Source organism: Pseudonocardia sp. NPDC049635, assembly GCF_040659795.1.
GTDB lineage: Bacteria > Actinomycetota > Actinomycetes > Mycobacteriales > Pseudonocardiaceae > Pseudonocardia.
In genome coordinates this window covers 13,623-36,404 of record NZ_JBFAON010000011.1, presented here as the reverse complement: position 1 = coordinate 36,404, position 22,782 = coordinate 13,623, and the positions used below count along the sequence as shown (strand labels likewise).

Sequence of the window (22,782 nt, the reverse complement as noted above, 5' to 3'; positions counted from 1 at the left end):
CGGGAGAACCGTGTTCGACACCCTGCTCGTCGCCAACCGTGGTGAGATCGCCCGCCGCATCATCCGTTCGGCACGTGACCTCGGACTGCGCACCGTCGCCGTTCACTCCGATGCCGACTCCGACTCGCTGCACGTCCTCGACGCCGACACCGCGGTCCGGATCGGCCCTGCCCCGGCAGCGGAGTCCTACCTCCGCGTCGACGCCGTTCTGGACGCGGCGAGGTCCACCGGGGCCGGGGCGATCCATCCCGGTTACGGCTTCCTGTCGGAGAACGCCGGGTTCGCCGACGCCTGCGCGCAGGCCGGGCTCGTCTTCGTCGGCCCGACCCCCGACCAGCTCCGCACGTTCGGCGACAAGCACGCCGCCCGGCGGGCCGCGCGAGCGGTCGGTGTGCCGCTGATGCCCGGTTCCGACCTGCTCGGATCCGCCGGCGAGGCGGTCGCGGCTGCCGAACGGATCGGCTACCCGGTCATCTTCAAGGCGGTCGGCGGCGGTGGCGGGATCGGCATGCGGATCTGCCGGACCGCTGCGGAGGTACCTGCGGCGTTCGACTCGGTCGCCCGGACCGCGACCGCCCATTTCGGATCGGCCGGGGTGTTCTGCGAGCGCTACGTCACCCGCGCCCGGCACGTCGAGGTCCAGCTGTTCGGCGACGGCACCGGACGGGTCGTCAGCCTCGGCACCCGCGACTGCAGCCTGCAGCGTCGGCACCAGAAGGTGATCGAGGAGGCTCCGGCACCGGGGCTTCCCCCCGACGTCGAGGCGACGCTGACCGGAACCGCCCGCGAGCTGGCCCGGTCGGTGGCCTACCGGTCGGCCGGCACCGTCGAGTACGTGTACGACGTCGACCGGCAGGAGGCGGCGTTCCTCGAGGTCAACACCCGGCTGCAGGTCGAGCATCCGGTCACCGAGGCGGTCACCGGGGTCGATCTCGTCGCCTGGATGCTGCGGCTCGCCCGCGGCGACGACGACGTCCTGGACGGCATCCCGGAGATCGGCCCGCCCGTCCACGGGGTGGCCGTCGAGGCCCGTGTCTACGCCGAGGACCCGGCCGCCGACCACCGGCCCTCGACCGGCCTGCTCACCCGGGTGGACCTGCCGACCGATGTCCGCGTCGACGGCTGGGTGGAGACCGGAACGACGGTCGGCCACCACTACGATCCGCTACTGGCGAAGCTGATCGTCCACCGCGACGACCGGTCCGCAGCGCTCGACGCGCTCGGCGACGCGCTCGCCACGTCCTCGATCGACGGGGTCGTCACGAACCTGGACCAGCTGCGCGGCGCCGTCGCCGAGCCCGTGGTCCGGGAGGCCCGGCACACCACCGCCACGCTGTCCGGGCTTCCCGCCACCGGGCCACGGATCGAGGTCGTCCGCGGCGGAACCATGACCACCGTCCAGGACCTGCCGGGGCGCACCGGTCTCTGGGACGTCGGGATCCCCCCGTCGGGACCGATGGACGACCTGTCGTTCCGCATCGCGAACCGCCGCCTCGGCAACCCCGAAGGGGCCGCCGGCCTGGAGGCCACCCTCACCGGCCCCGCCCTGCGGTTCGTGCACCCTGCCCGGGTCTGCGTCACCGGCGCCGAGGCACCCGTCACGCTGGACGGTGTGCGGGTCGCGATGTGGGAGGTCCTCGACGTCCCGGCCGGCGGGACCCTCGACATCGGTGCCCCGCGGGACACCGGACTGCGAACCTATCTGGCGGTGGCGGGTGGCCTGGAGGTCCCCCCGTTCCTGGGCAGCGCCTCGACGTTCACGACGGGCGGGTTCGGCGGCTACACCGGCCGCGCGCTCGCCGCCGGTGACGTGCTCGTTCCCGGCTCCGCGCCGGTCGGCGCGCCGGTTCGCGGCGAGATCACGCCCGAGCTGACCCACGAATGGGAGCTCGCGGTCACCGAGGGCCCGCAACCGGCGCCCGAGTACTTCACGCCCGGTGACATGGCGCAGTTCTACACGACCGCCTGGACCGTGCAGAGCCACGCGAACCGCACCGGGATCCGGTTGTCGGGGCCGAGCCCCGAGTGGGCACGCAGCGACGGCGGTGAGGCCGGCCTGCACCCGTCGAACTTGCACGACAACGCCTACAGCGTCGGCGCGCTCAACGTCTCCGGGGACACGCCGATCCTGCTCGGCCCGGACGGCCCGAGCCTGGGCGGCTTCGCCTGCCCGCTGACCGTCGTCGCCGGTCACCGGTGGAAGCTCGGCCAGATCCGGCCGGGCGACTCGGTGCGGTTCGTGCCCGTCCCCGCCGTGACCGCGGACCGGCTGCGGCGTGACGACGGCGCCCGGGCGCGTTCCAGGCTGCCCGCGCTGCTGCGGACCGGGACCGATGGTGACGACGGTGTCCTCGCCCGCCGCCCCGCCGACGCGGGTGCCCCGGCCGTCACCTACCGCAGGGGCGGTGACGACAACCTGCTCGTCGAGTACGGCGACATGGTGCTCGATCTCGGCCTGCGGATGCGGATCCACGCGCTGGCGACGGCGCTGCGCGACCACGCCCCCGGGGGCCTCGTCGACGTGACCCCGGGTGTCCGGTCGCTGCACGTCCACGTCGACCCGGACGTCCTGCCCGTCGGCCGGGTCACCGACCTGCTGGGTGAGATCGAGCAGAGCCTTCCCGACACCGGTGACCTCGTGGTGTCCAGCCGCACCATCCGGCTGCCGATGTCGTTCGACGACCCGGTCGTGACCACCGCCGTCGAGCGGTACACCGCCGGGGTCCGGCCCGACGCGCCGTGGCTGCCGTCGAACATCGAGTTCATCCGCCGCATCAACGGGCTCGACAGCACCGCCGATGTCGAGAAGATCATGTTCGACGCCGAGTACCTCGTCCTCGGGCTCGGAGACGTCTACCTCGGGGCGCCGCTCGCGGTCCCGGTCGACCCACGGCACCGGCTCGTCACGACCAAGTACAACCCGGCCCGTACCTGGACCGCCGCCGACACGGTCGGCATCGGCGGGACCTACCTGTGCGTCTACGGCATGGACTCACCCGGTGGTTACCAGCTCGTCGGGCGGACGGTCCCGATCTGGTCCGGTTACCGCCAGCGCCCACCGTTCGAGGAGGCGAAGCCCTGGCTGCTGCGGTTCTTCGACCGGATCCGGTGGTACCCCGTCAGCCCGGACGAGCTCGTCGAGCAGCGTGCAGCGTTCGCCGCCGGGCGGTTCCGGCCCGAGATCACGCACGGCGAGTTCTCGATCGCCGAGCACCGGGCCTTCCTCGACCGCCACGCCGGGGCCATCGCCGAGTTCGAGGGTCGCCAGAGCACGGCGTTCGCGGCCGAACGGGAGGCGTGGCGGGCGTCCGGTGAGCTCGGCCGCTCCACCGTGCCCGAGCCCGCCGAGGTCACCGACGTCGACGTCCCGCCGGGCGCGCACGCGGTGGAGGCGCCCATGGCCGCCGGGGTCTGGCGGTTGCACGTTGCCGCCGGTGACCGGGTCACCGAAGGTGACCCGCTGATCACCCTGGAGGCCATGAAGCTGGAGATGTCCGTGCCTGCCCCGGTCAGCGGCACCGTGCGATCGGTCCACGTCGCGCCCGGGGCCCAGGTCGGGCCCGGCCAGTGCATGGCCGTCATCGCGGAGGGGGCTGCATGAGAACCGACAAGTACGTCGTGGCCGGGATCGACCGCGCGCTCGCACCGGTCGAGCGCGTGCGCGAGGCCTACCGCCGGATCCGGGCCGCGGACCGGCCGGAGGTGTGGATCACGCTGCGGTCGGAGCACGACGCCGTCGCGGACGCGGAGGTGGTGCAGCGCCGGCTCGATGCGGGCGAGGACCTGCCGCTGGCGGGGCTGGTCGTCGGGGTCAAGGACAACATCGACGTCGTCGGGCTTCCCACCACGGCGGCCTGCCCCGAGTACTCGTACCGGCCCGGGGGGGACGCGCGTGCCGTCACGCAACTGCGCGACGCCGGTGCGATCGTCGTGGGCAAGACCAACCTCGACCAGTTCGCCACCGGCCTCGTCGGTACGCGCAGCCCGTACGGAGCAGTGCGCTGCGCATGGGACCCGGAACGGATCTCCGGCGGTTCGTCGTCCGGGTCGGCCGCGGCCGTCGGGCTCGGGCTGGTCGATCTCGCGCTCGGCACCGACACCGCCGGCTCCGGCCGGGTCCCCGCCGCGTTCCAGGGCATCGTCGGGATCAAGGCGACACCGGGGCTCGTGCCCTGCAGCGGCGTCGTCCCGGCCTGCGCCGACTACGACTGCGTCACCGTGCTCGCCGCCGACCTCGACACGGCGCGCCGGGCCATGGCCGTGCTCACCACGTTCGACCCGACCGACCTGCGAAGTCGCACGTGGCCCGCCGACGTCCGGCTCGCCGCGCCGGAGCGTCCGGTCGTCGCGATCCCGCGGGCCGAGGAGCTGACCGCACTCACCGAGGGCTTCCGGCTGGCGTTCGCCGAGGCCGTCCGCAGTCTCGGTGACCGCGGGATCGACACCGTCGAGGTGGACGTCTCGCCCCTGCTCGACGCCGCCTCCCTGCTCTACGACGGCGCACTCGTCGCCGAGCGCTACGCGGCCGTCGGGGCGTTCCTGGACACGGCACCACCCGGCGCCGACCCGGTGGTCTCGACGATCGTCCGGGCCGCCGCCGCGCATCGTGCCCACACGTTCGCCACCGACCTGGAACGTGTCGCGCGGGCGGCGCGCCACGCCGAGGTGATCTTCGACTCCTGTTCGGCGCTGCTGCTGCCCACGACGACCGAGCACCCGACCCTGGCCCGGATCGCCGCCGAACCGGTCGAGGTGAACCGGCGCCTGGGCACCTACACGAACTTCGCCAACCTCATCGGCCTGCCGGCGGTCGCCGTCCCGGCCGGGGAGGCCGACGGCGGCCCGTTCGGTGTGGTGGTGCTCGCCCCCGGCATGCACGACCACGTCGCCCTGGACGTGGCCGAGCGCATCACCCGGTCCGACCCCGGTCCGCTCCTCACCGACGCCACCACCGCGGTCCTGGTCGTCGGTGCGCACCTGCGCGGGCAGCCGTTGAACCACCAGCTCCAGGCGCTCGGAGCCCGGTTCCGGGCCGAGGTCACGACCTCCGCCGCCTATCGGCTCGTCGCTCTCGAGACCGAACCGGCCAAGCCGGGACTCGTCCGTACCGGGGACGGTGCCCCCATCGCCGGTGAGCTCTGGGACATCTCCCACGCGGGCCTGGGGACGTTCCTCGCAGGCCTTCCGACGCCGATGAACCTCGGGCGGGTCGAGCTGTCGGACGGGCGGTGGGTCGTCGGGTTCGGCTGCGCCGCAGACGCACGGGGTACCGACATCACCGGTCACGGGGGGTGGCGCAACTATCTGGCCGCCGGTGGGTGAGTGCCCGCCCCGCTCCCGGCTCGGGGACGGACCGACGCGGCGAACCCGACCACCTCGCGGACGGCCGCCGCGTACACCTCGGGCATCGCCTCGCGGAACAGGATCTGCCCGACGTGGCAGAGCCCCAGGTCGACCTTCCCGGCCGACGGCACGCCTGCCGCCAGCAGCGCGCGGTGGTAGGCGATGCCCTCGTCGCGCAGCGGATCGAGCTCGGCACAGGAGATCAGGTGCGGCGGGAGGCCGCGCAGGTCGTCCGCCGTCGCCCTGGCCGGCCAGCAGGTCGGCTCGTCGACGTGCACGGATCCCGGGTCGTAGACCTCGGCGAGCAGCGGGAAGAGCTCCCGGTTGAGCCAGTACCGGTCGTTCTCCCGGAGCGAGTGCAGGTGCTCGGGGGCCTGGTCCCAGGTGCCGAGCACGTACGGGCAGTGCGCGTGCACACCGGCGATCCGGTCGCTCCAGCCCTCCCGGCGGGCCTTGATCGCCACCGCGAGCGCGAGGTTGGCCCCGCCGGAGTCACCGGTGACGACGGCGTGCGTACCACCGATGTCGTCGAGATGGTCGAGGACCCAGCGCAGTCCGGTGGCGCAGTCGTCGAGGCCCGCCGGGAACGGGTGCGGGCCCAGCCGGCCGCCACCGTTGCGGTACTCGACACCGACCACGACCGCCCCGGCCGCCGCCAGCTCGTCCCGCCAGTGCACGTACACCGGGCCGGTCGCGCACAGCATGACCATCCCACCACCGTGGATCTGGTAGATCACCGGCAGCGGCCCCTGGACGCCGTCCGGGCGGTGCACGTGCAGGGTGACCCCGGGTGCCGCCTCGCGGGTCTCCCGCACGACCCCCGGCACCGGCGCCCACGACCCGGCCAGCGCGGCGAAGAGGCCCTCGAACCCCTCCTCGACCGCGGCGACGAACCCGAGCAGGTTCTCCCGCCCCGCGGTGCGGTCCATCGGTGCGTCGTCGGCGTGCCCGGCGATCCCGAGGGCGCTGAACACGGCGACCATCCGGGGATCGGCGCGCGGGTCGTCCGCGAGGCTGAGAGCGGGGTCCCCCAGCCGGCCTGCCGGCCGGTGGGTCGTGATGTCGGTCATGTCCTGCTCCTCGTTGAGCTCGGTCGCACCCCTGGACGTGCAGGGCCGGGACGTTACCGACAAACGGTAGGTGCGATACAGGGTCATCCGGTCGGTCGACGCCCGCTCGCCGTGCTGTGCGGGTCGGTACGGGCCGAGGGGCCGTGCACAGCCGCCCCGCGCGTCGCCGGTCAGGACGCCGGCAGCCGGGTGCGAGGCGCGGTCGCCGTACCGGTCAGCGCCAGCACCGCCACCACCGCGAGCAGCACCGGCATCGCGACCGCCGGGGAGGTGAACAGCGTCACCAGCGCCCCGCCCAACCCGACGAACGCCGCCGTCGCCAGCTGGTCGAGCAGCTGTGCCGCCGACGAGTGCGAGCCCACGTCCGCCGCCGCGGAGTGGGCCAGCGTGAGGAAGGCGATCGCGGAGAACGCGACACCCATCCCGAGCCCGGCCAGCCCCCAGAAGCCGACCGAGAGCCACCCGGGCAGCCAGCCCGCGGCGACCGGCAACAGTCCGAGCTGGCCCACCGCGATCGTCGCGAAGCCTGCGCGCAGCATCACCGACCGGTCCATGTCGGGACGGCGGGCCTGCCAGGCGGCGGCGCCCGACCACCCCAGGGACGCGACGATCAGCGGCACACCGGCTGCGGTCAGCGACCATCCGTGCGTCACGGTGAGGATCAGCGGCAGGAACGACACGACGGTGAAGAAGGCCCCGGCCACCAGGCCGCGGGCCGCGACCACCGTCGCGATGCCCGGCCGCGCCGTGAACACACCGCCCGGCAGCAACCGGCGCAGCGACGGGAGCAGGACCAGCACCGCGACCACGCCCACGACCGCACCGCGGGCGTCGAGGTTCTCCAGTGCCCAGCTCAGTCCGGCCACCCCGAGCGCGGCCCCGAGCGCGGCGACGACCAACCCGGTGCCGCCCCCGGCCGTGCGCTCCGCGGGCGGCCCCAGCCGACGCACCGCGGGCGTGATCAGCACCAGTGCGAGCCCGACGACCGGGAGCAGCCCGAGGAACACCCAGTGCCAGGAGTACCGCTCGGTGACGAGGGCCGCCAGCGGCGGCCCGGCCAGCGAGGGCAGCACCCACGCCGAGGAGATGAGCCCGAACACCGCGGGCCGCTGCCGGCTCGGGTAGACCGCCGCGACCAGCACGTACACCGCGACGCCCTGCACCCCGGCCCCGAGGCCCTGCAGCACCCGGCCGGTGAGCAGCTCGGCGGCCGTCGTCGCCGAGCCGGCGACCAGAAGGCCCGCCCCGAACACGATCGGTGCGAGGACGAGCGGCGCCCGCGGACCACGGGCGTCGCACCAGCGGCCGCCGAACGCGGTCCCGAACACGGCCGCGGCCAGGAACGCGACGAACGGCCAGGCGTAGAGCGCGAGCCCGCCGAGGTCGTCGATGACGGCCGGCATCGCCGTGCCGACCCCCATCGCCTCGAACGCGGTCAGGCTGATCAGCAGCAGGATGCCGACGGTGGTCGGGGCCCGGCCCTGGGACCACACGCCCGGCTCGTTCGCTGCCCCACGTCCTCGGACGGTCTCCACCACGCGTCCAGCCTGCGACCTGCACCCCGGTTCAGGTCAACCGGGTGTCGATGATCACCTGGGGTGATCACGGTCGGACCGGATGTGTTTCCGCCCTGCACGAACGGGTACGGATCGTTATGACCGACATCACACCGATCATCGTCGTGGCGGTGGTGGTGATCGTCCTGCTGGCGATCGCCGTCGTCGTGCTGGCAGCGGCCCGCCGGCGCCGGTCGGCGGCGCTGCGCGCACAGTTCGGGCCGGAGTACGACCGTGCGGTGCGCGATGCCGACGACCCGCGCGACGCCGAGAAGGACCTGGCGCAGCGGCGCAGGCGCCACCACTCGCTGCGGCTGCGGGACCTCGGACCGCAGGAGCGGGCGGGCTACCGTGGCCGGTGGACCCAGGTGCAGCAGGGCTTCGTCGACGATCCGGCGACCGCGGTCCGGGAGGCCGACCGCCTGGTCGCGGAGGTGATGTCCGCCCGCGGCTACCCGGTCGAGGACTTCGAGCAGCAGGCCGAGGACCTCTCGGTCGCGTACCCGGTGCTGACCCAGCGTTTCCGCGAGGCGCGCGGGATCTCCCGCGAGCACGCCGCCGGCCGCGCCGGCACCGAGGACCTGCGCCATGCCGTGACCAGCTACCGGGCCCTGGTCGACGCGCTGCTCGACGACACCGGTGACGACCGCGACCGCCCGGCCACCATCGCCGCCCCGGCCGGGCCGCCACCTCAGCCACCGCAACGGTCACCGCAGCAGCGACCGACCGGACACCACACACGACGGGAGACGAGCGCATGAGCGACCGTTCCGGACACCGGCCGGAGAGCCGCGCGGCCCGGCTGGCCGGTGAGATCAAGGAACGGATCGTCGGCCGCAGCGACGACGAACGCGATGCCGGCTGGGACGGCGCCGACGCCGCCGTCACCGCGCGGCGCGACGCCGGGCCGACCGGGCCGACCGACCCGCCCGGTTTTGCCGACCCGCTCGATCCTGCCGACCCGCTCGGCGAGCCACGGCCCGGTGAGCCCGGCCGCTACCCGGCCGATGGTCCCGCGCAGCCGCCGCCACCGGCCGGCGTGGACCCGCGAGGCCCCGGTGCGGACCCGCGCGCCGGCGCCGCGCCGCACGGCCGGCACGCCGAGGATCCGCCGCTGCCGCCGCCCGGGGCGGCACCGCCACCGGTGGGTGGTCCGCCTCCGGGGCCACGGACCCCGGGGCCGGGTGGCGGCCCACCACCACCCGGCCCCGGGGGAGTCGCTCCGCCCCCGCGCGCGCCGGGCGGCGCGTCGGACCCGCCCGGGGCGCCGGTGGTGCCGCGACCGGCCCACCCCGAGGCGGGCCCGGGCACCGCCGGACCCGGCGGGCAGCCGGGGACACCCGGCCCGGCGCCCGGGACCGGGACACCCGATCCGGCCCCCGGCGGATCGTCGCTGATCCCGCCGGACCGGGCCGGCCGTTACCGGGAACGCTGGAACGTCCTGAAGGGCGAGTTCGTCGACGAGCCCCGCCGGGCCGTGCACGGGGCGAACGAACTGGTCGGCGAGGTCCTCGACGAGCTGGAGAACCTCTTCCGCGTCCAGCGCGAGGACCTGGAACGGCAGTTCTCCCGCAGCGACGCGTCCACCGAGGACCTGCGTCAGGCCCTCGGCCGCTACCGGGAGTTCTTCGACCGACTGCTGTCGCTGTAGCGGCTCAGCCCACGGCGGGCACGATCGCCTCGATCAGGTGCGGCCCGGGCTCGTCCCGGGCCCACCGCAGGGCGTCGAGCAGTGCCTCGGTGGTCTCCACCCGCCGGGCGGGGACACCGAGGCCGGTCGCCAGCGAGACGAAGTCCGGGGTCGGGTCGGACAGGTCGAGCATCCGCCCGGCCCGCCCCGAGCGGGCGGCCTCGCCCGCCCCGGTCCGGGTCAGCTCGACCCGCAGGATCGCGTACGCCGAGTTGTTGATCAGAACCGTGGTGACGTCGAGCTGCTCGCGGGCCTGGGTCCACAGCGCCTGGAACGTGTACAGCGCGCTGCCGTCGGCCTGCACCGCCACCACCGGCCGGTCCGGCGCGGCGATCGCCGCGCCCACCGCGGCCGGCGGGCCCTGACCGATCGCCCCACCGGTCAGCGCCAGCTGGGTGTGCGGGGCCGCCGTCTGCAGTGCCGGGGCGAGCGCCGCCGCCGCGGTCAGCGACTCGTCGACGACGATCGCGTCGTCGGGCAGCACCGCCGCGATCGCCGCGCTCATCGAGCGGACGTCCAACGGTCCCGGCGGGGGTTCCGCCGCCTCGCGGGGCGCCACCGCCGCGACGGCACCCGGCGCCACCGCCGCGGCCAGTTCCTCCAGCGCGGCACACGCGTCGGACGCGGTGTCGGCGAGCCCGACCACCGGGCAGCCGTCGGGCACCAGGTCACCGGGCACACCCGGGTACCCGAAGAACGACACGGGCGCGCGGGCACCGGCCAGCACCAGCGACGACGCACCGGCGAGCTGGGCGAGCGCCTGCTCGGCGAAGTAGCCGAGCTTGTCGATCCGCGGTCGTCCGGCGCCGGTCTCCCAGCACCGCGGGAACGTCTCGACCAGCAGCCGGGTCCCGGTCGCGGCGGCGATCCGGCCCGCCGCGTCCAGCGCGCGCCCGGTCAGCGCGGGCCCGCCGAGCAACAGCACCGCCCCGGGCGCTCGGACCGCGGCCGCCGCGGCGGCGACCCGCCCGGGATCGGGCGGATACGGCAGCGACGCGGGCAGCGGGGGAGCGGGCGTCGCCCCGTCGGACCAGGACACGTCCGCGGGCAGCACCAGCGTCGCGATCTGCCCGCCGCGCTCGGAGGTGGCGGCGAGCGCGCGCATCGCGTCGGCGGCCACGTCCCGGGCGTCGCCGGAGGTGTGCACCCAGCCCGACACGGTCCGCGCGACCGCGGTGATGTCGGACTCCAGCGGCGCGTCGCGCCGGACGTGGTCGGTGGCGTGCGCGCCCACCACGCACAGCAGCGGGGTACCGGCCCGGCGGGCGTTGTGCAGGTTCGCGAGGCCGTTGCCCAACCCGGGGCCGAGGTGCAGCAGCACCCCGGCCGGTTTCCCGGCGATCCGGGCGTACCCGTCGGCGGCGCCGGTGGCGACGCCCTCGAACAGGGCCAGCACTCCGCGCATCCGCGGCACCGCGTCCAGTGCCTGCACGAAGTGCATCTCGGAGGTGCCCGGGTTCATGAAGCAGACCTCGACCCCGCCCTCGACCAGCGAGCCGACCAGCGCCTCGGCGCCCCTCACCCGTCGATCCGCTTCAGCACGGCGGCGGTCATCTCGTCGGTGCCCGCGGTCCCGCCCAGGTCCCCGGTGCGCACCTCCAGCAGCGCGGAGCGGATCGCGGCGAGCACCTCGGCACCCGCCTCCGGGTACCCGAGGTGGTCGAGCAGCAGCCCGGCCGACCAGATCGCGCCGAGCGGGTTGGCGACCCCGCGACCCGCGATGTCGGGGGCGGAACCGTGCACCGGCTCGAACATCGACGGGTGCTCCCGGCTCGGGTCGAGGTTCCCCGACGGCGCGATCCCGATCGACCCTGCGACGGCCGCGGCCAGGTCGGACAGCACGTCCCCGAACAGGTTCGAGGCGAGCACCACGTCGAACGCCGACGGGTCGAGGACCAGCTTCGCGGCGAGCGCGTCGATGTGCTCGGAACGCCACCCGACGCCGCTGAACCCGGCGGCCCGCTCGGTCACCACCTCGTCCCAGAACGGCATGGTGTGCACGATCCCGTTCGACTTCGTCGCCGACACCAGGCGGTTCTTCCGCCGCGACGCGAGGTCGAACGCGAAGTCGGCGATCCGGGCGACCCCGCGGCGGGTGAACACCGCCTCCTGCACCGCGAACTCGCCGTCGGTACCGCGTCCGAACCGGCCGCCCATCTCGGAGTACTCCCCCTCCGAGTTCTCCCGGACGATCACCAGGTCGACGCCGCCCTCGGTGTCCCCGGGGCGGGCCGCGGACAGTGGCGAGCGCACTCCGTCGAACACCGTGATCGGACGCAGGTTCACGTACTGGGAGAAGGCGCGGCGGATCGGGATGAGCAGCCCCCACAGCGACACGTGATCGGGCACGCCGGGCCAGCCGACGGCGCCGAGCAGGATCGCGTCGTGGTGCCGGATCCGGTCCAGACCGTCCTCGGGCATCATCGCGCCGGTGTGCGCGTAGCGCTCGCAGGACCAGTCGAAGTCGTCGTAGTCGAAGCTCAGGCCGTGCCGCCTGCCGACGGCGTCCAGCACGGCGGTGGCGGGCGGGAGTACCTCCTTGCCGATCCCGTCACCCGGGATCAGCGCGATGCGCAGCGACGTCGTCATCGTCCCAGTGGACACGGTGGGACCCGCTCCGCAGAACCCGGGGGCCGGGTTGCGCTGCTCACCCCCGCCCCCGGGTCGCGGGGTGGTCCGTGGTCGGACGTCAGCCGCGGGTGGCGGGGACACCGGTGTCGTCGCGCAGGCCGGAGCGCAGGGTCTCGGCCATCAGATACGAGCAGCCCATGGAGACGAGCGCGATGAACGCGACGTAACCGGCGACCGCGTAGAGCGACCCGGTCCAGGCGACCAGCGCGGTGCACAGCAGCGGTGCGATCCCGCCCAGGATCGAGGCGATCTGGTAGGCCAGCGACGCCCCCGAGTACCGCATCCGGGTGGAGAACTGCTCGGCGAAGAACGCCGACTGCGGCCCGTAGACCGCCGAGCGGCAGGCCTGCACGACGAGACCACCGAGGACGAACAACCACACGCTGCCGGTCGAGACGAGCCAGAAGTAGGGCACCGCGAACAGCGCGAGCAGGCCCATCCCGGCCAGGAACAGGGGGCGGCGGCCGAGCCGGTCCGAGAGCAGACCGAACGCGAGGATCATCGGGATGTCGGACAGCGACAGGAAGGCGTTCGCGGTGAGGATCGTCGTCCGGTCGTAGGCGAGCTCCTGGGTCGCGTAGGTGACCAGCCAGACCGAACCGACGTAGAACGTTGAGTTGGTCGCCAGGAACGACCCCGCGGCCAGCGCGATCTGCTTCGGGTAGGTGCGCAGCGCCTCGAGCACCGGCATCCGGTTCGCGGTCCTGGCGTCCATCGTCTGCTGGAACACCGGCGACTCGTGCACGCCGAGCCGGATCCACATGCCGACACCGATCAGCGCGACGCTGGCCAGGAACGGCACCCGCCAGCCCCAGGACAGGAACTGCTCGTCGCTGAGCACCGCCGACAGCACCGCGAACGTGGCGGTGCCCATGACCAGCCCGAGCGGCACCCCGACCTGCGGCCAGCTGCCGTAGAACCCGCGCCGGTGCTCCGGCGCGTGCTCGACCGCCATCAGCGCGGCGCCGCCCCACTCCCCGCCGACCCCGAATCCCTGCAGGAACCGCAGGGTGACCAGCAGGATCGGCGCCCAGATGCCGAGCGAGTCGTACCCGGGGAGCAGGCCCATGCCGACGGTCGCGGCCCCCATCAGCAGCAGCGAGTAGACCAGCATCGGTTTGCGGCCGATCTTGTCGCCGAAGTGGGCGAACACGGCGCCGCCGACCGGGCGGGCGATGAAGCCGACGGCGAACGCTCCGAACGAGGCCAGCGTTCCGGCCAGCGGATCCACCGATGGGAAGAACACCTGGCCGAACACGAGTGCCGCGGCGGTGCCGAAGATGAAGAAGTCGTACCACTCGATGGTGGTGCCGATGAGGCTGGCGGTGGCGACCTTGCGGGACGACCGGAGCGTGGGTGCCACGGTTCGTCCCGGCGACGCCGACGGGACGGATGACGACATGGCGGCCGACGCTAAACGATCGATCGGTTCGTGTCGAGACGCAGCGTTGACCGGCGGAACCCCTGGCCCTGGCGGACCGGATCGCGGCTCAGCCGGCCGGGGCCCTGCGGCCGGGGAGGATCGCGGCGAGGAACAGCACGACCAGGCCGGCCAGCGGGACGACGAGTAGCCCGGTCCGCAGGTCGGCCGCGTCCGCGATCAACCCGACCACCGGTGGGGAGACCAGGAAACCGACCCGCATCAGCCAGGTCACCACGGTCAGCCCGGCCCCCGGCGCGAGTCCGGGGATCCGGTCGGCGGCGGTCATCGCGGCCGGGACCAGGGTGGCCACCCCGAAGCCGGCGATCCCGAACCCGGCCACTGTGCCCGGCACCGTCGGGAACGCGAGCGCCGTCCCCATCCCGGCCAGCACCAGGCCACCGCCGGCCCGGGTCACCGTGCGCTGACTGAACCGGTCGACCATCCGGTCGCCGAGCAACCTGCCCACGAACTGGCAGCCCTGCAGCGCGACGAAGCCCAGCCCGGCGACGGCCGCCCCGGCGCCCAGGTCCTGCAGGTACACGGCGGCCCAGGTGGAGCCGGCGTCCTCGACGATCGTGCCGGAGTTCGCGACCAACCCGAACGCCAGCAGCAACAGCACAGCGCGGAACCCGAGCCCGGCCCACGGGCGCCGCCGAGCCGGATCCGGTTCGCCGGTGTCCGGGCGCTCCGCCGAACGCTCGGCGTCCTCGGGCCCGGACAGCAGCAGCGGGTACACCGCGACCGCGATCAGCACCGACAGCGCCGAGGACAGGCCCAGGTGCAGCGGGAGCGGCAGCGCGATCCCGGCGGCCGCCGAGCCCATCAGCCCGCCGGCGACGGCGCCGACCGACCACAGGGCGTGGAAGGAGTTCAGGATCGACCGGCCGTAACGGCGCTGCACCCGCAGGCCGTGCGCGTTCTGCGCGACGTCCACGACCGCGTCCGCCGCGCCGACCAGGAACATCGCGGCTGCGAACAGGCCCCAGCCCGGGGCGAAGCCGACCAGCACGACGCCGAGCGCGATGGCCGCCATCCCGAACGATGCCACCCGGGACGACCGGAAGCGCGCGATCAGCGCGCCGGCGGTCAGCCCGGCGAGCAGCGCACCGAACGGCATCGCCGCCACGGCCAGGCCGAGCTGGGCGTTGCTCAGTCCCAGATCGTGCTTGAGCTGCGGAAAGCGGGGGAGCAGGTTCGCATAGACCAGGCCGTTGGTGGCGAACACCAGGCCGACCCCGACGCGAGCCCGCCGCTCGGTCCGGTCAGGCCGTGTCGCCGTCGCTCGCTCGCCCACGCCGCGAGCATGCCCGACGGCCCCGCAGCACCGTTCAGCCGCGCAGGGCGTTCAGCTTCCCGGCGGTCCGCAGCGCGCCGGACATCCCGCGGTAGGCGCTGCGGCGGGCGCCGTCGCGCAGGCTGCGCAGCTGGGCGCGGCGCTCCCGCCCGGCACTGTTCCAGGCCAGCAACGACCGGCCCCACGGGTCGCGGGCCAACGCCGCGGTGCCCGCCTCGCGGGCGAGCAGCGACCAGCGGTCCCCGAAGTCGTCCAGGCCGTCCCGGTAGGCGAACACCGCGGGCCGGATGTAGGCCATCCCCGGGTGCATCCGACGCATGCGCGGCGCGTAGTCGGAGATCACCTTGTCCAGGCACTCGAAGCGGCGCTGCCGGTTCGAGCTGATCGATCCGGTGCGCATCAGCCGCATGTCGAGCAGGTAGCGGCGGGTGCCCCACATCAGCGGGTAGTTCGAGCCGGTCGCGATCCGCAGCCACATCTCGAAGTCGACGGCCGAGGGCAGGGACGAGTCGAACCCGCCGACCTGGTCGAAGCAGGCCCGCCGGACCAGCAGCGAGCTCCCGTTGTGCGGCGGGTTGTTCTCGACCAGCTGCTTGTCCACGTCTACCTTGCCCGCCGGCTGCCAGCGCAGCGCGACCACCTGCCCGCTCTCCAGCATCACGCGGCTGTGGCAGTAGGCCATGCCCACCCCGGGCGGGGCGGTGTGCAGCGTCTCCAGCATGTGCCGCAGGAACTGGGGGTGCCAGCGGTCGTCGCCGTCGAGGAACGCCACGAACGGCGCAGAGCTCTCGGCGAGCGCCCGGTTGCGCGCGGCACCGGAGCCGCCGTTCTCGACCTGGATCAGCCGGATCCGGGGGTCGGCCTGCGCCCGCGCGCGGACGATCTCGGCCGTGTCGTCGGTCGAGCCGTCGTCGACGACCAGGTACTCGAAGCGCGACTCGGTCTGTGCGAGGACCGAGTCGATGGCCTCGGCGATCCACGGACCGACGTTGTAGGCCGGGGTGATCACAGTCACCAGAACGTTGTTGTTCCGCACGAACGGCACGTTAGCAAGGCTCCTTCCGGGTGTGCGCGGCGCATCACACACCCACCGGCATTCGCCCGGAGGGGTTATCGCTGGCCTTGCACCACAAGGCCGTTGCTCCAACAGTGTGATCATGGTCTGCGAACCGGAACGGCTCCGGATTCGAAGGGGTACTCGTTCGATGATGCCTCGGCGTCACCACCTGCGTACGGGACGTGCCCGGGGCGGGGGGACCGGTGGGCTCCTCTATCCTCCGGAGAATGTCGTTCGACGCTCGGGTGATGCTGTCCCGGCGGCTCCGATTCCTGCCGCACCGTGCATTCGCGATCATGCACCACGCCCTGTTCCAGGGCGAGATCACGACGCTCCGGAAGCCGAAGACCTACGCGCAGTTGCTGGCGAAGAAGAATCTCGGTGAGCAGACCGAACTGGTGCACGTCACTGCGGACAAGTACCGGGTGCGCGCGCACGTAGCCGACCGGATCGGCGCGGAGCACCTCATCCCGCTGATCCAGGTGGTGGAGCGGGCCGAGGACCTCGACCTGCAGAGCCTGCAGCGGCCCTACGTGGTGAAGGGGACGCACGGCTGCGACATGACGATCCTGGTCCCGCACCCGGCGGCCGCCGACCACGCCCGGATCCGGGCGACGGCCGCGCGCTGGCTGCGCACCGACTTCTTCCGGCACGGCTGGCGGGAGCGGCCCTACGAGGGCCTGACGCCCCGCGTGGTCGTCGAGGAGATGATCGGCGACGGGACCACGGCGCCGAACGACTACAAGTTCTTCGTCTTCCACGGCGAGCCCGCCATGGTCGTCGTCGACCAGGACCGGTTCGTCGCCCACACCTCCACCATGATGCATCCCGACTGGGTGCCGTTCCGGATCTCCGGGCGGTTCTCCCAGGCGCGGACACTGCCGGAGAAGCCGGCGGGCTACGAGCGGATGCTCGAGATCGCCAGGGCGCTGGGCAAGGACTTCACCTTCGCCCGGATCGACCTCTACGACGTCGACGGGCACGTCTACTTCGGCGAGATCACGCACAACCCGGGGGGCGGCCTGGTCCGGCTGCGCCCCCGCGCGTTCGACCGGGCGCTGGGCAACCTGTGGCGCAACGGGACCCCGATCCCGGAGCGGTTCATCGACCGCGGCTGACGCCTCACTCCCGCACGCGCGGGATCCGGCGGGTCGGGGCCGTGTCGTCAGGGCCGTCAGGGTCGTGCGGGCCGTCCCGGCCGTCACTGCTCGTCCCGCTGTCCTCGATCCGGCCGATGACCTCGGTGACGGCGCCGGCCCCCGGGTCCACCGCCGCCGCGCGGACCGGCACCGGACGGGTCCCGCGCAGCCACCGTACGACGACCGGCGCCAGGAACACCGCCAGCAGCAGCTCCGCCGCCAGCCACGACCACCCGACGGCGTCGAGCCCCAGGGACGGCGACAGCAGCAGCGTCCCGCCGAGCACGACCACGGCGTGCACGAGCTGCTGCACGGCCAGCGGACCGGTCCGGTTCGCCAGCCGCGAGCGGGTCATCCACAGCGTGACCACGACCCGCGGGACCATCGACAGCATCAGCAGCTGCAGCAGCAGCGAGGCGTTCTCGGAGTACTCGCGGCCGTAGAGCAGCAGCAGCAACGGGGCGGCCAGGGCCACCAGCAGCGCCGCCGGGAGCACGATGACCGCGATCCGGCGCAGGATCGAGCGGGCCAGCAGATGCGCCCGCGCCGGGTCCCGCGAGCCCTCGACGACCAGCGACGAGGTGATCGCCACCGACAGCATGTTCATCGCGACGAACACGGTCTGGGCGGGCAGCAGGTAGGCGCTCTGCTGCGGGCCGAGCAGCTGGATGATCAGGACCGGCAGGAACGACGACGTCGCCTGGTTGAAGACCTGGCCGACGTAGTCGCCCGCCATGTAACGCCGCAGCGTCGCCGGCGCGGGTGCCCCGGCGCCGGATTCCGCGGCCGACGCCGCCGCGTGCCGGGGGAGCAGCCGACGCGCGATCAACAGCGTGAACGGCACCAGCAGCGCCAGCACCGGCGCCGACCAGGAGGTGAACACCCCGTCCGACACCGAGGTGAAGGACACGACGACCAGCAGCACCAGCTTCACCACACCGTAGAGGCCGTTCTCCAGGGCCACCCACATCGCCGAGCGCAGACCGGTGAAGACCTGGTCCTGCAGGTTGAAGATGGACCACGCGGCCGTCGAGACCACGAACCAGAGCGCGAAACCCGGCGAGACCCACAGCGGGTCGCCGGGGGAGTGGGCCAGGTGCAGGTAGATCATCACACCGGTGGCGGCGACGGTGCCGAGCCCGGCCGAGACCGCGTAGGCCAGCCGCACCAGCCGGGCCGAGTCGTGTCCCGCGGTCGGCAGGAACCGGATCAGCGCCTGGCCGAAGTTCAGCGTGGTCAGCACCGAGATCAACATCATCAGGTTGACCAGCGCCGAGCCGCGCCCGACCTCCTCGGGGCTGTAGGTGCGCGCCGCGAAGATCCAGTAGAGCAGGCCGAACCCGGAGTTGACGACCGTGTTCAGCATGAGCGCGTAGGCGTTGCGGTAGAGCGGGTTGCCCATCTCGCGCCGCGCCGACCGGACCCGCCCGGCGAGCATTCCGCCCCCGCTCACCGCGCGCCCGCACGGCGCGCGGTGATCCGGCCGGTGCCGCTCCCGGCGGCGCTCGCAGCGAACACGGCGACCACGCTAACGACGAGCCGTCGCCGTCGAGGGCCGGGGTGGTTCCCCGCCGGTCGCACACCCGATCGGGCCCCGTCGTCGCTGCGCTACCGTGCCACTCCGTTGGGGTGAATGCCTGAACCGAGGGGGCTTCGGTTGCGTATCGCGTGCGTCGGAGGGGGGCCCACCGGCCTCTACCTGGCGATTCTCGCCCGGCTGCGGTCCGGGGGCCGCGACGAGGTGGTCGTCCACGAGCGCAATGCGCGCGGCTGGACGCACGGCTTCGGCGTCACCTTCGGCGAGGACCTGCTCGACGACTTCTTCCGCAACGATCCCGCCGGCGCGCCCGCGCTGCGCCGGGCCTCGCGGCTGTGGAGCGACCAGATGGTCCGCATCGGCCACCTCAAACCGGTGCACCTCGGCGGCAAGTACGGCTACTCGATGGCCCGGGTCACCATGCTGGCGCTGCTGACCGAGCGCGCCGAGCAGCTCGGCGTGGACCTGCGGTTCGGCAGCAACGTCGGGAGCCGCGACGAGATCGACGCCGACGTCGTGGTGGCGGCCGACGGCGTCGGGAGCCGGCTGCGCAGCGCCCGCACCGAGCACTTCGGCACCACGGTGGAGCCGGGGGAGAACCGCTACGTCTGGCTGGGCACCGACCGCAGCGTCGACGTGTTCACCTTCGCGTTCGAACGCACCGACGCCGGCTGGATCTGGTTCTACGCCTATCCGTCGGCCGACGGCGCCAGCACCTGCATCGTGGAGTGCGCACCGCAGACCTGGGCCGGGCTCGGGCTGGACTCCGCGCCGGCACCGGACGGGCTGCGCCTGCTCGAGTCGATCTTCGCCGACGCGCTCGACGGGCACCGGCTCCTCGCGCCCGCGGCCGGCGGTGCCGGTGCATCCGGCGAGCTGCCGTGGCTGCGGTTCCGTGAGGTCCGCAACCGCACCTGGCGCGACGGTGACCTGGTGCTCGCCGGCGACGCCGCGCACACCACCCACTTCGGTATCGGCTCGGGCACCGTGCTCGCCGTCCAGGACGGGGTGGCGCTGGCCGACGCCCTCTACGGGACGGCGGGCGGGCCGGCCCACGCGCGGGACCGGATCGCCGCCCTGTCCGCCTACGACGCACGGCGCCGCGCCCAGCTCGCCCCGGTCCAGGACATGGCCCGCCGCAACATGCAGTGGTTCGAGCACGCCGGGCAGCGGCTGGACCGCGGCGAGGACCCGGTCGAGTTCTCCTGGGCGCTGCTGGACCGCCGCGGTGACATGGGCCGGTTGCACTACCGGCTGCACCGGGCGACCCAGATCGGCCCGGTCCGCCAGGTCCGACGCACGCTGACCAGCGCCCGCCGGGTCCGGCGCGCCGCCCGGCGCGGCGAGCGGGGGGCGACCGGCTGACGAGGCCCCGGACCACCTGATCCGGCACGGCCCGGAACGGAACCGGTTACCCCTTGTGGCGCCGTTGTCCGGTTTGTGACCTACCCTGACGGCGGGCCCGCTCCCCGACGGCCCGCGGAAGGGACGTGCTGTGAAGATCGTGTGCGTGGGCGGCGGCCCGGCCGGCCTCTACACCGCCGTCCTAACCCGGCTGCGCAGCGGCGGCCGGGACGAGGTCGTCGTCGCCGAGCGTGCGGCGCCGGGCACGGCGTCCGGTTTCGCGGTCACTCTGGGTGAGGACATCCTGGACGAGCTGTACCGGACCGACCCGGTCGGTGCCGAGGGCGTCCGCGCCGCCGCGCACGTCTGGGGTGAACAGGTGGTCGAGGTCGGGGACGAGACCGTCCACCTCGGCGGCCGCTACGGGTACTCGATCGGACGGTCCCGGCTGCTGGAGGTGCTGACCGCACGGGCCCGGCAGGTCGGTGTCGACCTGCGGTTCTCCACCACCGTCGCGGCCGACGGCGATCTCGCGGCCGACCCGCTCACCGCGGACGCGGACGTCGTCGTCGCCGCCGACGGGATCGGCAGCGCGATCCGCACCGCGCGCGAGGACGACTTCGGCACCCGGGTCGCCCACGGCGCGAACCGCTACGTCTGGTTCGGCACCTCGAAGCCGTTCCGTACCTTCACCTTCGCCTTCGTCCGCACCGACGCCGGGTGGATCTGGTTCCACGCCTACCCGGCGGCGGACTGCCTCAGCACCTGCATCGTCGAGTGCACCCCGCAGACCTGGCGCGGACTGGGACTCGACGCGATGCCGGCCGGGCCGGCGATGCGGCTGCTGGAGGGGATCTTCGAGCGCTCGCTCGACGGTGAGTCGCTGATCGCGCCCCCCGGCGCCGGCGCCGCGCCCTGGCTGGAGTTCCGGGAGGTCCGCAACACCTCGTGGCGCTCCGGGAACGTGGTGCTCGCCGGCGACGCCGCCCACACCACCCACTTCGCGATCGGGTCCGGCACCGTGCTCGCGGTGGCCGACGCGATCGCGCTCGCCGAGGAGCTCTACCCGGCGCACGGCCCCGAAGGCGGGTACGAGCCGGCCGCCGACGTCGAGGCCGCGCTGGCCGCCTACGACGCGCGCCGCCGGACCGCGACGGCGCCGGTGCAGGAGATGGCGCGGCGCAGCATGCGGTGGTTCGAGACCGTGCCGCAGCGGCTCGACGGCGTCGACGCCGTCGAGTTCTCCTGGTCGCTGCTCGACCGGCGGGGCGACCAGGGCCCGCTGCACCGTCGACTCCACGAGGCCACCCAGATCGAGCCGGTCCGTCAGGTCCGCAAACAGCTGACGTTCGCCCGGCGGCTGCGCCGGGCGCTGCGCCGCGGCGAGGTCAGCCCGGTGGGGACGCTCACCGGCTGTCCGTGACCGGATCCGACCGGGACGCGTTGTGCCCGGCTCGTCACGCGGTGCCCGGAATCGGCGGTCGATCCGGATAATCCGGTGTGACGTTCGACGACATCTGCCCCGGACCGGTCGTCGTCGGTGAGGATCGGGCCGGGCCGGTTCCCGTCGCGACGTCGGTCGCCCGCCGGCCCCGGGACGGGGGAGCGGTGCCCGGACGACGCCTGTACCGCTGGGCCGGAGCTTTCGTCGTGGTCGCCGTCGTCTGCGCGCCCGTCGCTCTCGGCGCCGGGATGCCGACGCGCGGGCCCGACCCGCTCGGGCGGGACGTGACCGCCCCGCCGGTGCCGACGGGTCTCCCGGGACCACCGGTCGCCGCGGCGGTCGCGGACCCACCACCGACCTCCGGGGCCGGTGACCCGGTCGCCGTCGCACCGGCGCCACCGCCGGACCCGGCCGCGTCGGTGCTCCCCGGCACGACCAGGGAGCTGCTCCTGGCGATGATCGAACCGGGTGCCGCCGCCGGGATCGCCCCGCGAGAGGCCGTCTCCCTGCCTCCGGGCACGATCCCGGTCGCCCGCGAGGACGAGGAGGACCTCCGGCTCTCCTGGGCACTGCTGGACAGCGACACCGGTCGCTGGACCGGTTCCGCGGACGCCGACACCACCCGCACCGAGGCCGAGTCGACGATCAAGGCGTGGCTCGCCGCGGACACCCTGCGCGCCGCGGCGCAGGCGCAGCGCCCGCTCACCGCGACCGAACGGGCCGACATCTCCGCCGCCGTCCGCGCCAGCAGCGACTCCGCGGCGGAACGCCTCTACCGGCGCGGTGGCGGGCAGGCGACGATCGACCGGCTGGCCACCGAGTGCGGGGTCTCGGTGACGACGTCACGTCCGGGATGGTGGTCCTACACCCAGATCACCGCGGTGGACGCGGCGACGATCCTTGCCTGCGTCCGGGACCGCGCCGAGGAATGGCCCGGCGGGTCCGAGCTGCTCACCGACCTGGCCTCGATCACGCCCGACGGCCGGTCCGGGATCCACGGCATGCTCCCCGGCGCCGTCGCCGAGAAGAACGGCTGGACCCGCCACGGTGCCGGCTACTGGAACGTCAACTGCGTGCTGGCCTGGGAGGGCCGCGCACTCGCGGTGCTCACGACCTACCCGGCCGAGCGCGACGCCGAGTTCGGCTGGGCGGTCTGCCGCGACGTCGCCTCCGACGTGCTCGCCGCGGACGGCGTCGGCGCGGCCTCGCACGTACCGGCGGCCGACGGCGGCTGAGCTCCACCGCGTGGGTTTC

Annotated in this window: 16 protein-coding genes; 8 read left to right on the top strand and 8 right to left on the bottom strand. The window is 73.9% G+C overall.

Annotation, left to right across the window (positions count from 1 at the left end; all coding sequences use genetic code 11):
• Positions 1 to 10: 10 nt before the first annotated feature.
• Both uca and atzF read left to right on the top strand, forming a co-directional pair.
• Positions 11 to 3,601: an urea carboxylase gene (gene uca / locus AB0J24_RS15270; protein WP_358681172.1), complete on the top strand. Its 3,591-nt coding sequence runs from the start codon at positions 11 to 13 to the stop codon at positions 3,599 to 3,601.
• Positions 3,598 to 5,322 carry an allophanate hydrolase gene (gene atzF, locus AB0J24_RS15265; protein ID WP_358681170.1) on the top strand — a complete coding sequence of 575 codons (1,725 nt, stop codon included), beginning with the start codon at positions 3,598 to 3,600 and terminating at the stop codon, positions 5,320 to 5,322. The genes uca and atzF overlap by 4 nt, the downstream gene beginning before the upstream one ends.
• Here atzF and AB0J24_RS15260 read toward each other — a convergent pair.
• Both AB0J24_RS15260 and AB0J24_RS15255 read right to left on the bottom strand, forming a co-directional pair.
• Positions 5,301 to 6,413 (bottom strand): alpha/beta hydrolase fold domain-containing protein, encoded by a 1,113-nt coding sequence (locus AB0J24_RS15260; RefSeq protein WP_358681167.1) that lies wholly within the window; start codon positions 6,411 to 6,413, stop codon positions 5,301 to 5,303. The genes atzF and AB0J24_RS15260 overlap by 22 nt on opposite strands.
• A 170-nt stretch (positions 6,414 to 6,583) precedes the next feature.
• Positions 6,584 to 7,951, bottom strand: a complete 1,368-nt coding sequence (locus AB0J24_RS15255) for an MFS transporter (RefSeq protein WP_358681164.1) — start codon at positions 7,949 to 7,951, stop codon at positions 6,584 to 6,586.
• Between the two features lie 116 nt (positions 7,952 to 8,067).
• On the opposite strand from AB0J24_RS15255, the gene AB0J24_RS15250 reads away from it, so the two are divergent.
• Both AB0J24_RS15250 and AB0J24_RS15245 read left to right on the top strand, forming a co-directional pair.
• A complete protein-coding gene (locus AB0J24_RS15250) occupies positions 8,068 to 8,730 on the top strand; it encodes a hypothetical protein (protein WP_358681161.1) in 663 nt (220 codons plus the stop codon).
• Entirely contained in the window at positions 8,727 to 9,620 is an 894-nt protein-coding gene (locus AB0J24_RS15245; protein ID WP_358681158.1) for a hypothetical protein, read from the top strand. The genes AB0J24_RS15250 and AB0J24_RS15245 overlap by 4 nt, the downstream gene beginning before the upstream one ends.
• Before the next feature lie 4 nt (positions 9,621 to 9,624).
• On the opposite strand, the gene AB0J24_RS15240 is transcribed toward AB0J24_RS15245, so the two are convergent.
• From AB0J24_RS15240 to AB0J24_RS15220, 5 genes are all read right to left on the bottom strand, one after another.
• A complete protein-coding gene (locus tag AB0J24_RS15240; protein ID WP_358681155.1) occupies positions 9,625 to 11,181 on the bottom strand; it encodes an acetolactate synthase large subunit in 1,557 nt (518 codons plus the stop codon).
• Complete coding sequence (locus AB0J24_RS15235) at positions 11,178 to 12,248, bottom strand: tartrate dehydrogenase (RefSeq protein WP_358681153.1); 1,071 nt, start codon at positions 12,246 to 12,248, stop codon at positions 11,178 to 11,180. Before AB0J24_RS15235 ends, AB0J24_RS15240 begins: the two co-directional genes overlap by 4 nt.
• A gap of 100 nt (positions 12,249 to 12,348) precedes the next feature.
• Positions 12,349 to 13,653: an MFS transporter gene (locus tag AB0J24_RS15230; RefSeq protein WP_358681150.1), complete on the bottom strand. Its 1,305-nt coding sequence runs from the start codon at positions 13,651 to 13,653 to the stop codon at positions 12,349 to 12,351.
• 127 nt (positions 13,654 to 13,780) lie between these two features.
• A complete protein-coding gene (locus AB0J24_RS15225; RefSeq protein WP_358681147.1) occupies positions 13,781 to 15,007 on the bottom strand; it encodes an MFS transporter in 1,227 nt (408 codons plus the stop codon).
• Between the two features lie 34 nt (positions 15,008 to 15,041).
• Positions 15,042 to 16,052 (bottom strand): glycosyltransferase family A protein, encoded by a 1,011-nt coding sequence (locus AB0J24_RS15220; protein ID WP_358681144.1) that lies wholly within the window; start codon positions 16,050 to 16,052, stop codon positions 15,042 to 15,044.
• A gap of 239 nt (positions 16,053 to 16,291) precedes the next feature.
• On the opposite strand from AB0J24_RS15220, the gene AB0J24_RS15215 reads away from it, so the two are divergent.
• Entirely contained in the window at positions 16,292 to 17,182 is an 891-nt protein-coding gene (locus AB0J24_RS15215; protein WP_358681141.1) for an ATP-grasp fold amidoligase family protein, read from the top strand.
• A 4-nt stretch (positions 17,183 to 17,186) separates the two neighbouring features.
• On the opposite strand, the gene AB0J24_RS15210 is transcribed toward AB0J24_RS15215, so the two are convergent.
• On the bottom strand, positions 17,187 to 18,656 hold the full coding sequence (locus AB0J24_RS15210) for an oligosaccharide flippase family protein (RefSeq protein ID WP_358681138.1): 1,470 nt from the start codon (positions 18,654 to 18,656) through the stop codon (positions 17,187 to 17,189).
• Between the two features lie 204 nt (positions 18,657 to 18,860).
• On the opposite strand from AB0J24_RS15210, the gene AB0J24_RS15205 reads away from it, so the two are divergent.
• The 3 genes from AB0J24_RS15205 to AB0J24_RS15195 all read left to right on the top strand — a co-directional run bounded on the left by AB0J24_RS15205 (position 18,861) and on the right by AB0J24_RS15195 (position 22,763).
• Positions 18,861 to 20,105, top strand: coding sequence for an FAD-dependent monooxygenase (locus AB0J24_RS15205; protein WP_358681135.1), 1,245 nt, complete (start codon positions 18,861 to 18,863; stop codon positions 20,103 to 20,105).
• Positions 20,106 to 20,235: 130 nt separating this feature from the next.
• Positions 20,236 to 21,507, top strand: a complete 1,272-nt coding sequence (locus AB0J24_RS15200) for an FAD-dependent monooxygenase (protein ID WP_358681132.1) — start codon at positions 20,236 to 20,238, stop codon at positions 21,505 to 21,507.
• Positions 21,508 to 21,584: 77 nt separating this feature from the next.
• Positions 21,585 to 22,763, top strand: a complete 1,179-nt coding sequence (locus tag AB0J24_RS15195) for a hypothetical protein (RefSeq protein WP_358681129.1) — start codon at positions 21,585 to 21,587, stop codon at positions 22,761 to 22,763.
• Positions 22,764 to 22,782: the final 19 nt, after the last annotated feature.